This is a genomic window from Planctobacterium marinum (assembly GCF_020687805.1).
Taxonomy (GTDB): Bacteria; Pseudomonadota; Gammaproteobacteria; order Enterobacterales; family Alteromonadaceae; genus Planctobacterium; species Planctobacterium marinum.
Window position 1 is genome coordinate 15318 of record NZ_JAJEWQ010000010.1, and the last position, 15057, is coordinate 30374.

Annotated in this window: 10 protein-coding genes; all 10 read left to right on the forward strand. The window is 46.5% G+C overall.

Annotation, left to right across the window (positions count from 1 at the left end):
• The 10 genes from LJ740_RS21890 (at position 1) to LJ740_RS21935 (ending at position 14998) form a co-directional block, all read left to right on the forward strand.
• Positions 1-1863 (forward strand): GspE/PulE family protein, encoded by a 1863-nt coding sequence (locus LJ740_RS21890; protein WP_324255646.1) that lies wholly within the window; start codon positions 1-3, stop codon positions 1861-1863.
• Between the two features lie 108 nt (positions 1864-1971).
• Entirely contained in the window at positions 1972-3225 is a 1254-nt protein-coding gene (locus LJ740_RS21895; protein ID WP_229531274.1) for a type II secretion system F family protein, read from the forward strand.
• 69 nt (positions 3226-3294) lie between these two features.
• Complete coding sequence (locus LJ740_RS21900) at positions 3295-3798, forward strand: hypothetical protein (RefSeq protein WP_229531275.1); 504 nt, start codon at positions 3295-3297, stop codon at positions 3796-3798.
• Between the two features lie 344 nt (positions 3799-4142).
• On the forward strand, positions 4143-4736 hold the full coding sequence (locus LJ740_RS21905; RefSeq protein ID WP_324255647.1) for a prepilin-type N-terminal cleavage/methylation domain-containing protein: 594 nt from the start codon (positions 4143-4145) through the stop codon (positions 4734-4736).
• Positions 4737-4962: 226 nt separating this feature from the next.
• The gene (locus LJ740_RS23390) at positions 4963-5532 is read left to right on the forward strand and encodes a prepilin-type N-terminal cleavage/methylation domain-containing protein (protein WP_324255648.1); all 570 of its coding nucleotides are present in this window, start codon (positions 4963-4965) and stop codon (positions 5530-5532) included.
• Positions 5533-5581: 49 nt separating this feature from the next.
• On the forward strand, positions 5582-6169 hold the full coding sequence (locus tag LJ740_RS21915) for a type II secretion system protein (RefSeq protein ID WP_229531277.1): 588 nt from the start codon (positions 5582-5584) through the stop codon (positions 6167-6169).
• The gene (locus LJ740_RS21920) at positions 6159-6773 is read left to right on the forward strand and encodes a type IV pilus modification PilV family protein (protein ID WP_267498397.1); all 615 of its coding nucleotides are present in this window, start codon (positions 6159-6161) and stop codon (positions 6771-6773) included. Before LJ740_RS21915 ends, LJ740_RS21920 begins: the two co-directional genes overlap by 11 nt.
• A gap of 11 nt (positions 6774-6784) precedes the next feature.
• Positions 6785-7756: a PilW family protein gene (locus LJ740_RS21925; protein ID WP_229531278.1), complete on the forward strand. Its 972-nt coding sequence runs from the start codon at positions 6785-6787 to the stop codon at positions 7754-7756.
• 40 nt (positions 7757-7796) lie between these two features.
• On the forward strand, positions 7797-8198 hold the full coding sequence (locus LJ740_RS21930; protein WP_229531279.1) for a type II secretory pathway protein: 402 nt from the start codon (positions 7797-7799) through the stop codon (positions 8196-8198).
• On the forward strand, positions 8195-14998 hold the full coding sequence (locus tag LJ740_RS21935; RefSeq protein ID WP_229531280.1) for a LamG domain-containing protein: 6804 nt from the start codon (positions 8195-8197) through the stop codon (positions 14996-14998). The genes LJ740_RS21930 and LJ740_RS21935 overlap by 4 nt, the downstream gene beginning before the upstream one ends.
• Positions 14999-15057 lie beyond the last annotated feature (59 nt).

Here is a 15057-nt window from a genome sequence, read left to right on the forward strand (position 1 = left end):
TTGAAGCCAAAGTTAAAGATGCGACTCGGGGATCTGTTGGTTCACGAGTCGGTTATCACTGATGAACAACTTCAGCAGGCGCTTACTGCGCAGCGGGAAACGGGGCGCAAACTCGGCCAGGCGCTACAGGATTTGGGCTTTGTCACTGAACAGGGCTTACTGACTTTTCTGGCGCAGCAACTGAATATTCCGCTGCTGGATATTTCCCGCAAAAAGATTGATCCCAATGTCGTGAAACTGGTGCCGGAAGTGCAGGCACGTCGCTTAAAAGCACTGCCATTGGAAGAGCGGGACGACAGCATTCTGATTGCCATGAGTGATCCGGCTGACTTGTCTATTGTGGATACCCTGTCAAACATACTGCCCAAACCGCTGGAACTGGCTATTGTGCCTGAATCCCAGTTGTACCATGCCTTTGATACCTACTATCGACGCACTGAAGAAATCGCCTCTTTTGCTCAGGCGCTGGCATCAGAATACGAAGATGACGACGATTTTGATTTAACTGATACCGCTGGTGATGAAGAAGAAGACACCACTGTGGCCAAATTGCTGCAGTCTATCTTTGAAGATGCCGTACAAATGTCAGCGTCAGATATTCATATCGAGCCGGATGAAGGCAAGTTACGCATCCGGCAACGGGTCGATGGCGTTCTGCTGGAAAGCGTCATTAATGAAAAAAACATCGCGTCTGCGCTGGTTTTGCGTTTAAAACTGATGTCCGGACTGGATATTTCAGAGAAGCGTTTGCCGCAGGACGGCCGCACCAACATTCGCATTAAAGGCCGTTCTATTGATGTCCGGGTTTCCACCATGCCGGTACAAAATGGCGAATCCGTGGTTATGCGTTTGTTGGATCAATCGGCCGGCTTGTTAACTTTAGAACAAACCGGGATGCCGGAAAGGTTGTTAAAGCGCTTTCGACAACTTTTACATCGCCCTCACGGAATGATACTGGTGACCGGACCAACCGGTTCCGGGAAAACCACTACCTTGTACGGGGCCTTGTCGGAACTGAATTTGCCGGCCAAAAAGATTATTACGGTTGAAGATCCGGTGGAATACCGTTTACCCCGGATTAATCAGGTGCAGGTAAACAGCAAAATTGGTCTGGATTTTAAAAACGTATTGAGAACCACATTGCGTCAGGATCCCGATATCATCATGGTGGGTGAGATGCGGGACCATGAAACCGTAGAAATCGGTTTGCGAGGCGCATTAACCGGTCACCTTGTGTTATCTACCTTGCATACCAACGATTCAATAAGTAGCGCCATTCGCTTACTGGATATGGGGGCACCTGGTTATCTGGCTGCCAGTTCATTGCGGGCCATTATCGCGCAACGACTGGTACGTCGTATTTGCAAAAACTGTCGTACCGAGAGCCGTCCCGAAGAGGATGAACTGTTCTGGATAGATAACATCGAAGCAGGCGCCAGGCGCTATAAATACCACAAAGGCGCCGGCTGCCAGACTTGTAACCAAACCGGTTATCGCGGTCGAATCGGGGTGTTTGAACTACTGGAAATGACCGAAGATATGATGAACGCGCTGAAAGACGCGGACACGGGTTTGTTTGGAAGAATGGCAAAGCGTGCGCCGGGCTATGTGCCGTTGGCAAAAAGCGCGTTACAGTATGCCAAGGTGGGACTGACTTCGATAGAAGAAGTGCTTAAGTTGGTGGAGATGGTGGCTGACGTGTCGCAATCTGCCAAGACCAAACCCGGTGCAGATAATCCCGGCACTGATAAGTCCACAACCGCAGCTTCATCTGAGGCGCCTCAGAAGCCCGCAGCAAAACCTAAACAGGATTTGAATCAACCCAGACAACCGGATTGGGGCAAGGGCGATAAACCCTCTTAGGCGCTGTTATACCGCTGTAAATGAGAGCTGGCGCTCGTTTTTCTCTCTGTTGTTGCCTCGGGAGTTAGTGTATAAATAACCCTAATTGTTAGGATAAAGGTGATCAGCTTGGCTAATTTTAGCTATTCAGCGCGAGATGCAACGGGTGCTTTGGTTAAAGGCACCATTGACGCGGCCAATCAGGGGGCGGCTGCGCAGGCATTGTTAGGGCGCAAACTGATCCCGGTGAAGATAACCGCAGCCAAAAACGCTCCGACCAAAAGCCAACCCAAATCGAAGGGCGCTGCTAAGAAAAAGACCGGTCTGAATATCGAATTGTTAGTGCCGGAGGTAACACTGGCCGATCTGGTTATCTTTTCGCGCCAGATGAACTCATTAATGAAAGCCGGCATTCCCATTTTACGGGCCGTAAATGGTCTGGCCGAAACCTCAAATTCTGTGAAAATGACCACCGCCCTGGAAGACGTGGCGGACCAGTTAGAGCGCGGGCGCAATCTGTCTTCTGCTTTACACAATCACCCTAAAATATTTGATCAACTGTTTGTCAGTATCGTGCACGTTGGTGAAAACACCGGGCAACTGGATATGGCGTTTTTGCAGTTAGCTGAATATCTGGAACGAGAACAGGAAACCCGTAAACAAATCAAATCAGCGACCCGTTATCCAATGTTTGTACTGATAGCCATAGTCGCCGCGTTGGTCATTATGAACATTTTCGTTATCCCCACCTTCAAAGGTATGTTTGAAAAGCTGGGGGCCGACCTGCCACCAATGACTCAATTTTTGTTGGGAATGTCTGACTTTTTCATGACCAAGTGGGAGTTACTGATCGCCGGTATTGTGGGCGGCTTGTTTACACTAAAGCGCTACATGAATACCAAAGACGGCCGTTATCGTTGGGACAGATACAAACTGCGTATGCCTGCTGTTGGAGATATTCTGGAGAGATCTCTGCTGGCCCGATTTTGTCGTAGCTTTTCGATGATGTTAAAAGCCGGTGTACCGCTAACTCATGCCTTAAATCTGACAGCCGATGCGGTAGACAATGCCTTTGTGTCTGAACGCATCGTAGGGATGCGTCAAAATATTGAACGCGGCGAGAGCATGGCCCGGGTTGCTGCCAGTAGCGGCCTGTTTACTCCGCTGGTGATGCAGATGATTAATGTCGGCGAGGAAACGGGACGGATTGACGAGCTTTTAGAAGAAGTGGCCGAATATTATGAACGGGAAGTGGATTATGACCTGAAAACACTGACCGCAAAAATTGAGCCTATCTTAATTTCTATAGTATCTGCCATGGTACTTGTATTAGCATTAGGCATATTTACCCCCATGTGGGATATGATGAATGCGCATAAGTAAGGAATAATCGCAGATGTGCAAACGTGTTAGCTGTAATAACCTTCAAATTCAACCAGACAGGATACGCTGATGAGTAGGTCTGATAGCAGTCACAGAACCGTACTAATTAATTTTATAATTGTCGTCTTTTTTTTCGTGCTCATAGCCACGTTTGTATGGTATTTCGATAAGAACGAGCCAAATGTTCAAAAAACGGCGTTGATGAACGCTGCTGACAAATTTAATAATTTGGTGATTGCAGCGCATTGGCAATGGCGTGCCAAAGGGCAACCAGAGCGCATTATGTTGGTGGATTACAACATTGAAACCCAAAAGGAAACCAACCGATTGCCAGTGAACATGAGTGATCTGGGTTGGCCTCGCGTGGAACCCAATATGGATGGCTGCAAAAAAGTCTGGGATATGATTTTAGATATGCCATTGCAATTAGATACTTTCAGGGTCAGAGCTGAGTTTTTTGACGGTATTAATACGGGGGGTAAAATACTGGACTCAAAGTGTCGTTTCAGTATTACAGCCGGGGCCTGGTTCGATTATTATATCTACACCGGCAGGGTTCAAAAATTTGAATAAAGCAGCTACACTATTCATAAATACCTTTAAAAATTAATAGTTAGAGGTAAAAGGCGGTTCGCCAGACACAAAAATCTGACTGTAGTAAGGATACTGGTTAAATTTTAGCTCGGTGTCCTTAAGATTCTCTCCTTTTTTCACGTCGAGTCTTAAGAGATCCCCAAATAATGCCGATATAAGGATAGCTGTCAGTGCAACTAATGTGGATTGGTTTGCATGAAACGGGTTGTTTAAGACTAAAGTAGGATGTTATTCCTACCCAATTAGCGTCACCATATACAACATACGGAGTTAGTAAAAAGATGTTTCGATTCGTGAGTAACAAAAGCGTCGAGAAAAGCAATATGACAAAGCAAAGTGGTTTCTCATTGATTGAACTGGTAATCGTGGTCGTGGTACTCGGATTGCTGGCGGCAACGGCGTTGCCGCGCTTTTTGGATGTCACCGATGACGCCGAAGACGCAACCGTTGAAGGTGTAGGTGGCGGTTTTGCAACTGGTGTTGGTCTTATCCGGGCGCAGTGGGAAATTGAAGGTCGGCCTTCTGAAAACATCAGCGCCAATGTCACGGCAGTCACCTTAGGCGGTGTCGAGATTGCGGTGGATAAAGATACGGGTTATCCCACTGGTCTGGCACAAACTAACTCTGAAGACGTGGATATTGATGAAGAAGATTGTATGCAGGTGTTCAAGCGCATTATTCAAAGTTCACCCACCATTACGACTGAATGGGAAGGTGGCCAGGAAAACGCGTTTGAAGGCGTGCGTTATTACACCACGGTAGCGGATGGCGCTGCCGAAGAAAACAATGATTTATGTTATTACTACCTGACGCAGACGGTTAAAAACGAAGTTGCCCAACCCTCAGATGACACTGTAGGTAACGGTTTTGTTTACGACCCTCGTTTTGGTCAGGTAACGACTTTTAGCAATAACTAACAGGACTAAGCTGCCTTTTTTCTGAAATCTGGAAATGTTGGCACCTTAATTGAATAAGCTCGGGCAGAGTCAAAAAATTGGTGGGTTAGCAATAAGTGGTAAGCGCAACCAAATGATAACCGGGATTTTGACCTGAATCATAACGGCAATAAGGGGAATGCCGAACACTATGATTAAGGATGAAAAATTGCTAACACAAAAGAATTAATAATTTGAGGTTAAAACGATGAGAGTAGTAAATATGAAAACAGCAAACTTTAAACAGCAAAAAGGTTTTACCTTAATTGAGCTGATTATTGTCATTATTATCTTAGGTATCCTGGCGGTAACCGCAGCACCTAAGTTTTTGGATATTCAGGATGATGCACAACAATCTGCGATTAGCGGTATCAACGGTGCTCTGCGATCCGCAAGTCAGATCGCGCATTCTGCGAATCTTGTAAACTCAGGTGCAACGATATCACTTGAAGGTGCAACATATGATGTGGTTGATACTTATCTGGTAGCTGACGAGATTTGCAGAATTATTGGTCTGACAGATAGCGTGTTAGCAGCAGGGGTAACAACTTCTAGCGATGGTCAGTATATTTGTGAATACGAAGCTGATGCGGGTTCTGATGATGAAGGCAGAACTACAATTTATCCCAGCAATTATAACGGTCCAAATGCAACTACACCGGGTAATTGTTTTGTTCAGTATACTGACGCAGATAATGCCACTACGACACCAAGTGACTCTGTTACTACACCTGTAATTACTCAAACTCTAACCTGTGATGATGTTGGTGCTGCCTAAAAAGTAGAGCATCTCATTTAAGCCGACACTGTGTGTCGGCTTTTACTGTATGAAAAGCGATAATCATCAATGTTCAAAAACCACACAGGGCTTTACCCTGGTTGAGCTTATTTTAGTCGTCTTAATTTTGGCGATTCTTTCTGTTTACGTAGCTCCACGGTTACTTAACACATCCGATATAGCCGCTACGGTTTATCAAAACCGTGCTATCTCTATACTGCGCAATATGCAAACCCGCGCTATGCAGGATACGCGCAACGACGGTTATTGCTATAAAGTCTATTTTGATAATGCCAATGATCAGTTTGGTATTCCGTCCAATGATTACTCAGTAACTGCAATAACCGCTCAAATTGAAGCCACCTGTGCCGATACTATAGATACCAGCGACATTGCTGAGTACTTTTACGTGCCTGCCAGTGCCCTGCAAAAGGACGGTATTGATTTGGTATTGCGTGGCAATGATGGAAACGAAATCTCGGCTATCGAATTTGACACCTTAGGAAGAGCCAATCAAAATGAATTAACATGTGTTGGAAATTCGGTCAATGGATACAATGGTTGTCGAATTGAGTTTATTGGTAAATCTTCTGCATATGTTTGTGTAGAGTCAGAAGGGTATATTTATGCCTGTTAGTGCTAATAAAAGCTTACAATCAGGATTTTCTTTGATCGAAATGGTTATCGGTATAACCGTGTTTGCTATTGCATTGACCGTTGTTACTGGCGTTGTTTCTCCGCAAATCTCTAAAAGCGTTACTCCCATCTATCAGGTACGTGCCACTGAACTGGCGCAATCCATGTTCAATGAAATTCTCGGCAAGTTTTACGATGATAATTCTGATCGCAACGGTGGTCGTGTTCGTTGTGATGAGGATGTTAATGGCGACGGACAAATACGCAAACAAGATGATGAAAGAGCATGTTCACTTATTTTGGGCCCAGAAAATGGTGAAAATGGACGGGAAAACTTTGATGATATTGATGACTTTAACGGTTATTACGAAGATGAAGTGTTGCAAAATTCTCTCGGCTTAGACCTTGAGATAGATGGCAAAGAGTTATACGAAGGATTTGCGGTTGCCGTCTCTGTCAGTTATGACAGTGACATGAATGGTGTTCCCAATCATTTAGAAACCCCGCAACAGGAAGCCACCGGAAATATCAAGTTTATTCAGATCACTGTGACCATGCCAGACGGTGAAGACATGACGTTTTCATCCTACAAGCATAATTATTGAGGTGTTGTTTGATGAAGCGAAGTAACACCACCCAAATAACAGGCATATTTCGTCAGCAACACGCCGGCTTTACCCTGGTAGAGCTGATAGCGGTTATTGTTATCCTTGGCATTGTATCGCTGGGGGTTACCAATTTTATGGGTAACAGTACCCAGATGTATGTGGATACTGCAGAACGGGACGATATTCTGGCCAAAAGTCGCTATACCGTTGAGCGGTTAAATCGTGCCATTCGTTATGCTCTGCCTAATAGTATTCGGGTGGCTGCGAATAAGCCGCCCGGACAGGACGTCAATGCCCACTGTCTGGAGTTTTTCCCGATTGAGTGGAGTACCTTCTATTTATCTATCGCCACCGGTGCAGATTCCCCCATTACCACCATTGAAGGACCCGATATGGTGAGCGCCCTGGATGCCGTTGCTTCTGGCTATGATGACACAAATGAGTTGGCGCACTATGTTGTGGTTTACCCAACTGACCCTTCACAGGTATATGTCGATGAGGCCGAACTGATAGATGATGACGGGCGCATTGTGCGGGTTCAGGATGTTAGGGATGCGTCTCGCGATGGCCTAAAAGAAGTAGAGTTTCAAAATGCCATCAGCTTTGATGAAGAATCCACAGTTGAACGTTTTTATATTGTCAGCGACCCAATCAGTTATTGCCTGGTGCTGGAAAGTGGCAGTTATAACCTGTACCTGCTTTCAGATTACGGCATTTTACCCACCCAGGTGGCTGACGTGGACGAGCTGCAAATTACTTACGGTGCCACTAAAGTCTTAATGGCACAAAATCTGACGAATGATATAAGTAAAATTACTAATGGTCAGTTGAATAATAACCGACCATTTGACGAAGCACCGTTTCGGGTTGAAGATTCTCGATTACAACGCAACGCGATTGTTCACACACTCCTGATGTTTGAGCGCAATGATGAAGTGGTAGTATTTAACAATGAAATACATATGCAAAACTCACCATAGCCTCAAGGGGCTGGGTCAACAATCAGGCAATATGCTGATCATGAGCATTTTTGCCATTTTGGTACTGGCGTTTCTGGGCTTGTCTATGTCGCGTTTGCTGGGAACCAGCTCTGCCACCATTGTTTACGAGGTCTACGGCTTGCGGGCACTGAATGCCGCGCGCAGCGGCCTTGATCAAAAAGTGTTGGATGTATTTGCCGGACAAACCAGTGATGCCAGTCGTTGCGATGCAGATGGTTCTGATTCGAGCTTATGGGTACAGGAAAATTTTAACGACATTCCCGGTATGGAAAATTGCAGTGTCGTGGCTTTGTGCACGGTCACCGAGGTGGATAGTACCAACTACTACCGCTTCGAAAGCCAGGGAACCTGCGAGTTGGAAGGTGAAGGGATCGTGGTCAGCCGTACATTGGCAATTGATGGTCGGGATGTGCAGTCATGAGATTCATCCAGTTATTGATTCTTAGTGTGTTGATTTTTGTTTCGCATCGGGTCGCCTATGCTTCTGTAGTAGGGTTTTCAAATAATCCTTTTATCGTTAATTTTCTGTTATCTGATGATCAGGCGAGTCGCCATCACGACGATGACGATGACGATGATGACGATGACGATGACGACGACGATGATCGAAATAATGGCGAGTTAGGCGTTTGTAACGCAAATCTGTCTCAGGTATTCACCGACGCGGTGGCCAGCTATGATAACAATGGCAAGATGGTGTTTGAGCGGGATGCGGTAATCTATCTCATTAAAAATGATTCTTTGTATTATGCTGATGGTTTCATCGACTTTAATGACATCGACGACAAAACCAATGGCTACAGCTGTGGCAACAAAGCCTGTCGCTCTTCGGGAAATCTCGCTTTAAGTCTGGATATAGGGGATTTTCAGGAATCCGATGGGGATAATGTCACCATTGAAAGAGACCGTTCCGGGTCACTGCCAGAAGGCGACTATAAAAACGTCATCGTTAAAGAAAATGGTCAAATCAATTTCACTTCTGCAAACGGTGTTTACCGCATCAAAAAGCTGGAATTGGAACGCAATAGCTACGCAGGTTTTTCCAGCGGCATTTATTACATCGATGACCTGACAGTAAAAGAAGGGGCGCAAATCTGGCACGCTGGCGGCGATTCCACCATTATTTATGCGGATAACAATATAAACTTTGAGCGCAATGTGGCTGTTAATTTGTGGTCATCTGCCAGTAAGTTTTTTATCTATGCCAATAAAGACGTGCACATCAAAGAAAATGCTCAATATAAAGGCTTTCTTTACTCCAGAAAAAAAATTCAAATGGAGCGTCAGTCTGCGGTCAGAGGTGGGTTAACCGCTGATGACATCCATATGAAAGAAGGTTCCGTTGTCTATTATGATGAAGATCAGGTGGGCAATATTACCGGATGTAATGGTGGTGATGATCCTGACCCGGTAGAGCCTTTACCCGACCCCATTAGTCATTGGCCTTTAGATGTGTGCCCGGTAAATGGCAATAGCATGGCTGTCCCCGATATTATCGGAGGCAATGATGGCACGACGATTGGTAGTGCCAGTGCAAATCAAAGCGCCGTTTACTGTCAGGGGGTAACGTTTGACGGGGACACAGGCCATGTCAATATTCCTCATGACAACGATTTCGCTCTGGAGCAAGGCGCTATTTCGTTTTGGTTCAATACCACCGACGCCAGCTTGCCAGGAGATTCTTCCAGTCGTGGCCAGGCCATTTTCTCCAAAGACTCCAGTGGACGGGATGATGGTGGTAGCCTGACATTCTGGATTTACGAACCCAATGATACCCGTATACGGGTTCGCTATCAGTCTGAGGACTATAGCTATAACCTGTTCTCATCAACCAGAATAAGCGATAACACCTGGTATCATGTGCTGTACACCTGGGGCGACGAGGGAATGCAGCTGTATGTTAATGGTGTGCTGGAAGATACCCGTGAAGAAACCTATGGTATTGAAAGTAACCCCGAGCCTATCATACTGGGAGCCAGTGCTCACCGCTCAGGAAATGACGGCTCAGATCCGGATGATTTATACGATTTCTTCTCAGGCAGCATGGATGACGTGCGCATTTTCGACGAGCAACTAGCCCAAAATCAGGTGGATGAATTGCTGGCATTGTCAGCCTATTCCTGCAGTGAGTGCCAGGACCCTGATCCTGAGCCTGAACCTGTACTGGTGGGACACTGGAAAAATAATCTCTGTTCGCTGACCGGTGCAGCCGACGAAGTGATAGATTCAATCAGTGGGAATCACGGTCAGGCACTGGACGGAACCAGCATTGAGAATGAAGGGCGGTTCTGCCAAAGCCTGAAGTTTAATGGTGATGACGCTCACGTTAATATTCCTAATGCCGCCGAATTTGATTTAGATTCAGGAACGGTATCTTTCTGGTTTAAGGCTGAAGACTTGGATCACAGTAGTGATTCAGGACAAGGTGGACAAGGACTGTTTTCGAAAGATTCCAGTGGCTGGGACAGTGGCGGCCACCATTTAACAATATGGTTGCAAAGCAATGGCCAGATACGGGCCAGACACCAGACAACGAACTCCAACGATGATAAAAACCTGTACACCAATACCGGTGCCATTAATGAGAATCAGTGGTATCACCTGGTGTATAGCTGGGGTAGCTATGGCATGAAGATGTACCTTAACGGGACATTGGTGGATAGCAATTCTGATAGCCGTGGTATTGGCGGCAATCCTGAACCTATTACCCTGGGCGCCAACGCCTGGGTGACAGAAAATAATGGCTCAAGTAGCCAGTATTTAAAAGACAAGTTCCTTGGTGAAATGGACGACCTCAGGCTGTACGAAGGGCAGCTGGATAATGCTGCTGTTGCTGTATTGTATGCCGAAGAAAATGCAGATACCTGTGAAGAGTGTGTTGAACCAGAACCGGTATTGGTTGGTCACTGGAAGAATAACGTTTGTAGTCTGAATGGTTCCGAAGATGAAGTTATTGATGCGGTAGGCGAGAATCACGGTCGCGCTGTAGACGGCGCAAGTATCGAGTTTGACGGAAAATATTGCCAGGGACTGAGTTTTGATGGTGAGGATGCCAATGTACTGATCCCTCATGCAGATGATTTCTCCCTTGCCAGCGGCTCTTTGTCCTTCTGGTTTAAGGCCGAAGACCTTGGACATAGCTCCGATTATGGGCATGGTGGGCAGGGCCTGTTTTCCAAAGATTCCAGTGGCTGGGACGCCGGTGGCGACCATTTAACAATCTGGTTAAACAGCAACGGTTCTATCCGGGCCAGGCATCAGATTTACAATGACAGTAATCAGGATCGCAATGTATACGCATCTTCGGGTGCGGTGACTGCCAACCAATGGTATCACCTGGTGTATACCTGGGGTAATAAAGGCATGAAGCTATACCTCAACGGCAATGAGGTCGATTCTGACAGTAGCACCCGAGGGTTGAGTGGTAACCCTGAACCTATTGTTTTGGGGGCTAACGCCTGGGTGACTGAAAATTATGGCTCTTCCAGCCAATATCTGAAAGACAAGTTCAAAGGTGAAATGGACGACCTGCGTTTATATGATGGTCAGTTAAGCAGCGCAGGTGTGGCTGAATTATATGAAGCGGAAAACCCGGATACCTGTGAAGAATGTGAAGTACCAGATCCTGTGCTGGTGGCGCATTATGGCGCAGATGTGTGCGCTATCAACGGAGATGGTGGAAGCTATGTGGATATCGTTAATGGCTACAATGGCTACTATCTGGACGGGGTAACCACCACCTCAGGTAAGTTCTGTAATGCTGTGGGCTTCGCCGGTATCGATGAGCACATTAATATTCCGCATCGTGAAGCTTTTGAGATTGCACAGGGAGCAATTTCTCTGTGGATCAATGTACCAGAGCTGGACTATGCCAATATCGATGACAGCACCCATGACGGTCAGGCGATCTTTTCCAAAGATTCTCAGGGCACTGATTACGGTGGTAAACACCTTACTATGTTTGTGAAAGCGAACGGTGCGATTAGGGTCAGACATCAAACAACGGGAGATAACGAAATTGTTTCGCCGTCCAATGTTATCCAGGAAGGCCAATGGCACCATATCGTTTATTCATGGGGAGCCAGTGGCAAGCGTTTGTACATTGACGGAGTGTTAAAAGACAGTGACAGTAGTCCTTCGCAAGGTATTGATACAAACCCCGAACCTATCGTACTTGGCGCCAATGCGTCCACCACCGGTAATGGCGTATCCGAGCCGTCTAAATTAGATAATTGGTACAAAGGAAGTATCGATGATCTGCGCATTTATGGTACGGCACAACCCGACGATGAATTTGTTGTTGCCCTCTACCAGGACGATTATGCCTGTACAGCCTGTGATAACAGCCTGGCCCATTATAAGTTTGAAGGGGCCAGCAATGTTGCACTAAATGATGAGAATAACGCCTTCAATGGGACTGCCTACATTAACAACGGTACTAATCTGAGCTTCCTGCATGGTAATGGCGGAAGTCAGTTAGGCTCATGTCAGGTGGTTTCTATTCCTCGCAATAACAGTGGTTCTGCGCAAAATGCGGTGGATACTACCATTAATCCGAAGACCGACATTGGCGCACGGGGCACAATTTCCTTTTGGTATCAGGCTAATGAGGCCTGGGTGAATGGCCGAGCCAGACAACTGTTCGATGCTTCTAATGCCTCGATATACTTCTACGGTACCATTACAAACGATGGCAAATTGTTGTTCGGTATGGAAGATGAGTCTGACCGTGATGCCCGTATTACCACGTCGTATCCGTTGAATTTCCCTGCCGGCACCTGGGTACATCTGGCGTTTAGCTGGGATTTAGAAAACCGACAAATGAATATTTATGTCAATGGCAATGCGCAATCTTACTCAGGCAGTGTGCCCTCCAATATGAGTAGTGTGCTGGGCAATATGAACTCTTTGTTTATCGGGGATAATCGTCATCCCTCCTACTTCCCTGATGCAACGGGGAATTCAGCCGATGGTCAGTTTGATGATGTGCGGATCTACCGGTTTGCGCAAAGTGCTGCCAACATACAGCAAGATATGAACGACCTGTCGCCCTGTGCAATCACAGTGCACCATTATGAAATTGATTACGACAGCCCGGCATCGATTTGTTCTGTTTCAGATATCACTGTCAGAGCCTGTCAGGATGAGGCCTGTAGCAGTCTTGTGCCGGGTAATCAGTCGGTATTCCTGCAGTATACCAGTGATGGGGTAACACGCGTTGTTGAAGATGAGTTAGTGCTCACCAATGGCGAAGGAACTGTCAGTAACTGGCGTCGAGATAATGTTGAAACCGGTGTATTCCATATCCATATGGCTTCCCCCATGCCCAGCAATGGTTACACCTGTACGCAGGCCAACTGTGAGATTAGTTTTGATTATATCCTGGATATGATCTTCCGTGATGCGACCGGAGATTCTGAAACCATCCCCACACAGGTGGCACAACAGGCATTTTCGTCAGGCAACAATGCGGTTATTGTCAAATCACCGGATACCTGCCCGGCGCTGGAGAATCCGGTACCGTTACAGGTTGCTGTTGAATGTATCAATCCTTCTACCTGTTCCGGGTTGCCATTTGAAATCACCAGTGGTAACACAACGTTGTCGTTAAGTCCCAGCAACAGTGGGTCAACCCTTAACTACACTACAGTGTCGAATTTCTTCAATGGTGTAGAAATGCAGTTGTCGGATTTAAAATATCACGATGTAGGTGAAATAAAGCTGCATGTCAGAGCGGCAGGGGCTACGGCTTCTAAGCAATTTACAGTAAAACCCGCATGGTTACAGCTAAACGCAGATGTGGGAGAAACTCACGTGGCCGGTGAGGATTTTAATCTTACGGTAACGGCTTATGGTGCTGAAGGTGGCGTTGTTCCCAGTTATGTGCCCGGCGATCTGATGTTTTCAATGCAGCGCTATACGCCGGAAGAGGTGCTAGAGGCGCGTGCTAATCTGATGATCCGCAATCCCAATGACTCGCAGGATGTGATCAACATACTTGACGATTCGTTGCTTAATCAATTCTCCAACAATGGGTTTTCCGCTGCACAGCCGAACTTCTCCCAGGGGGTGTCCGTGTCCATGGTAGCCAGCATGGATGAAGTGGGGCAGTTTGCACTTGACGTGCGAGACAATGATTATCTCAACGTCGGGGTAATCAACAGTGTACTGGCGGCTGCCGGAAATACTAATTTAGCCGATTATGTCCATACCCGCTTTATTCCGGGCTATTTTGCTCTGGATACCACGTTTGATTATGCGCCTTACTGCGGTAGTTTCACCTATCGGGGTGATGTCATTCCTTCCTATGATGAGATAAATGACAGCACACCGCATATTCTGGAATTTACCGCTAAAAACGCCAAAAATGGAGTCACCACCTATTACGACGCAAACCTGAACAGCGATTTCAGGTACGATGACGGCAATCAGTTTGCGTCCCGTCTATACGAAACCGACGACACCAGTGTCAGTAGTTCTCTGGGATCGGTAGAGTTTGATGCCGGTGATTTATCGGATGGCAAATTCAGCTTCCTGATGAGAAGCGATAACATCGTATTTAACAAGCGAAGTTCACCGACGTTACCAGTCTCTACCGGTTCGGGTGAAGGTAGTACCAATATCGCGTTTTCATTGTCAGCTGATGCACTTAAGGATGAAGACGGCGTAGGGGTTAAAGTCGCTTATGCTGATGCGGGTTGGTCGCAACTGAATATCGAAGGCGTGATGCAAGGTATTGAAATTCGCGAAGGCCGTTTCCGTATCGTCAATTCGGTATCAACGGAGCAGTCTCTGGATGTGGTCTTTGAGGCCCAGTTCTTTGGCACAATTCAGGGCAGCAATGCAGGCGCATGGAAAACCAACTTACTGGATAGTTGCAGCAGCTTTGATGCAACGCAAATCAAAATACTGAATGTCAGTAATGGCATCGCTGGTACACCATCCATAACTGGAAGTGGCACGTTGAATGCCGGTGTTGCTGATGGTGCACTTGCGATGGAGCTCAATGTCAATTTTGCCGATGATGAAAACCCCAACGGTGCCGTATTCCTGGGTTATGAGATCGAAGCAGAGTTCGACTTTATGCAGTATCAATGGTGTGATGCAGAGCAATATAATTCCAACCTGGAAACACTGGCATGTACACATCCAGCGGCAGAATTTGTGTTTGGCCTGATCCGTGGCAATGACCGGGTTATCCACTGGCGAGAAGTGCTTTAAGTTCGGCTTCGCCAGATGCAATTTACCGACAAGAAAGCGTGAATTTTGCGGAAAATTCG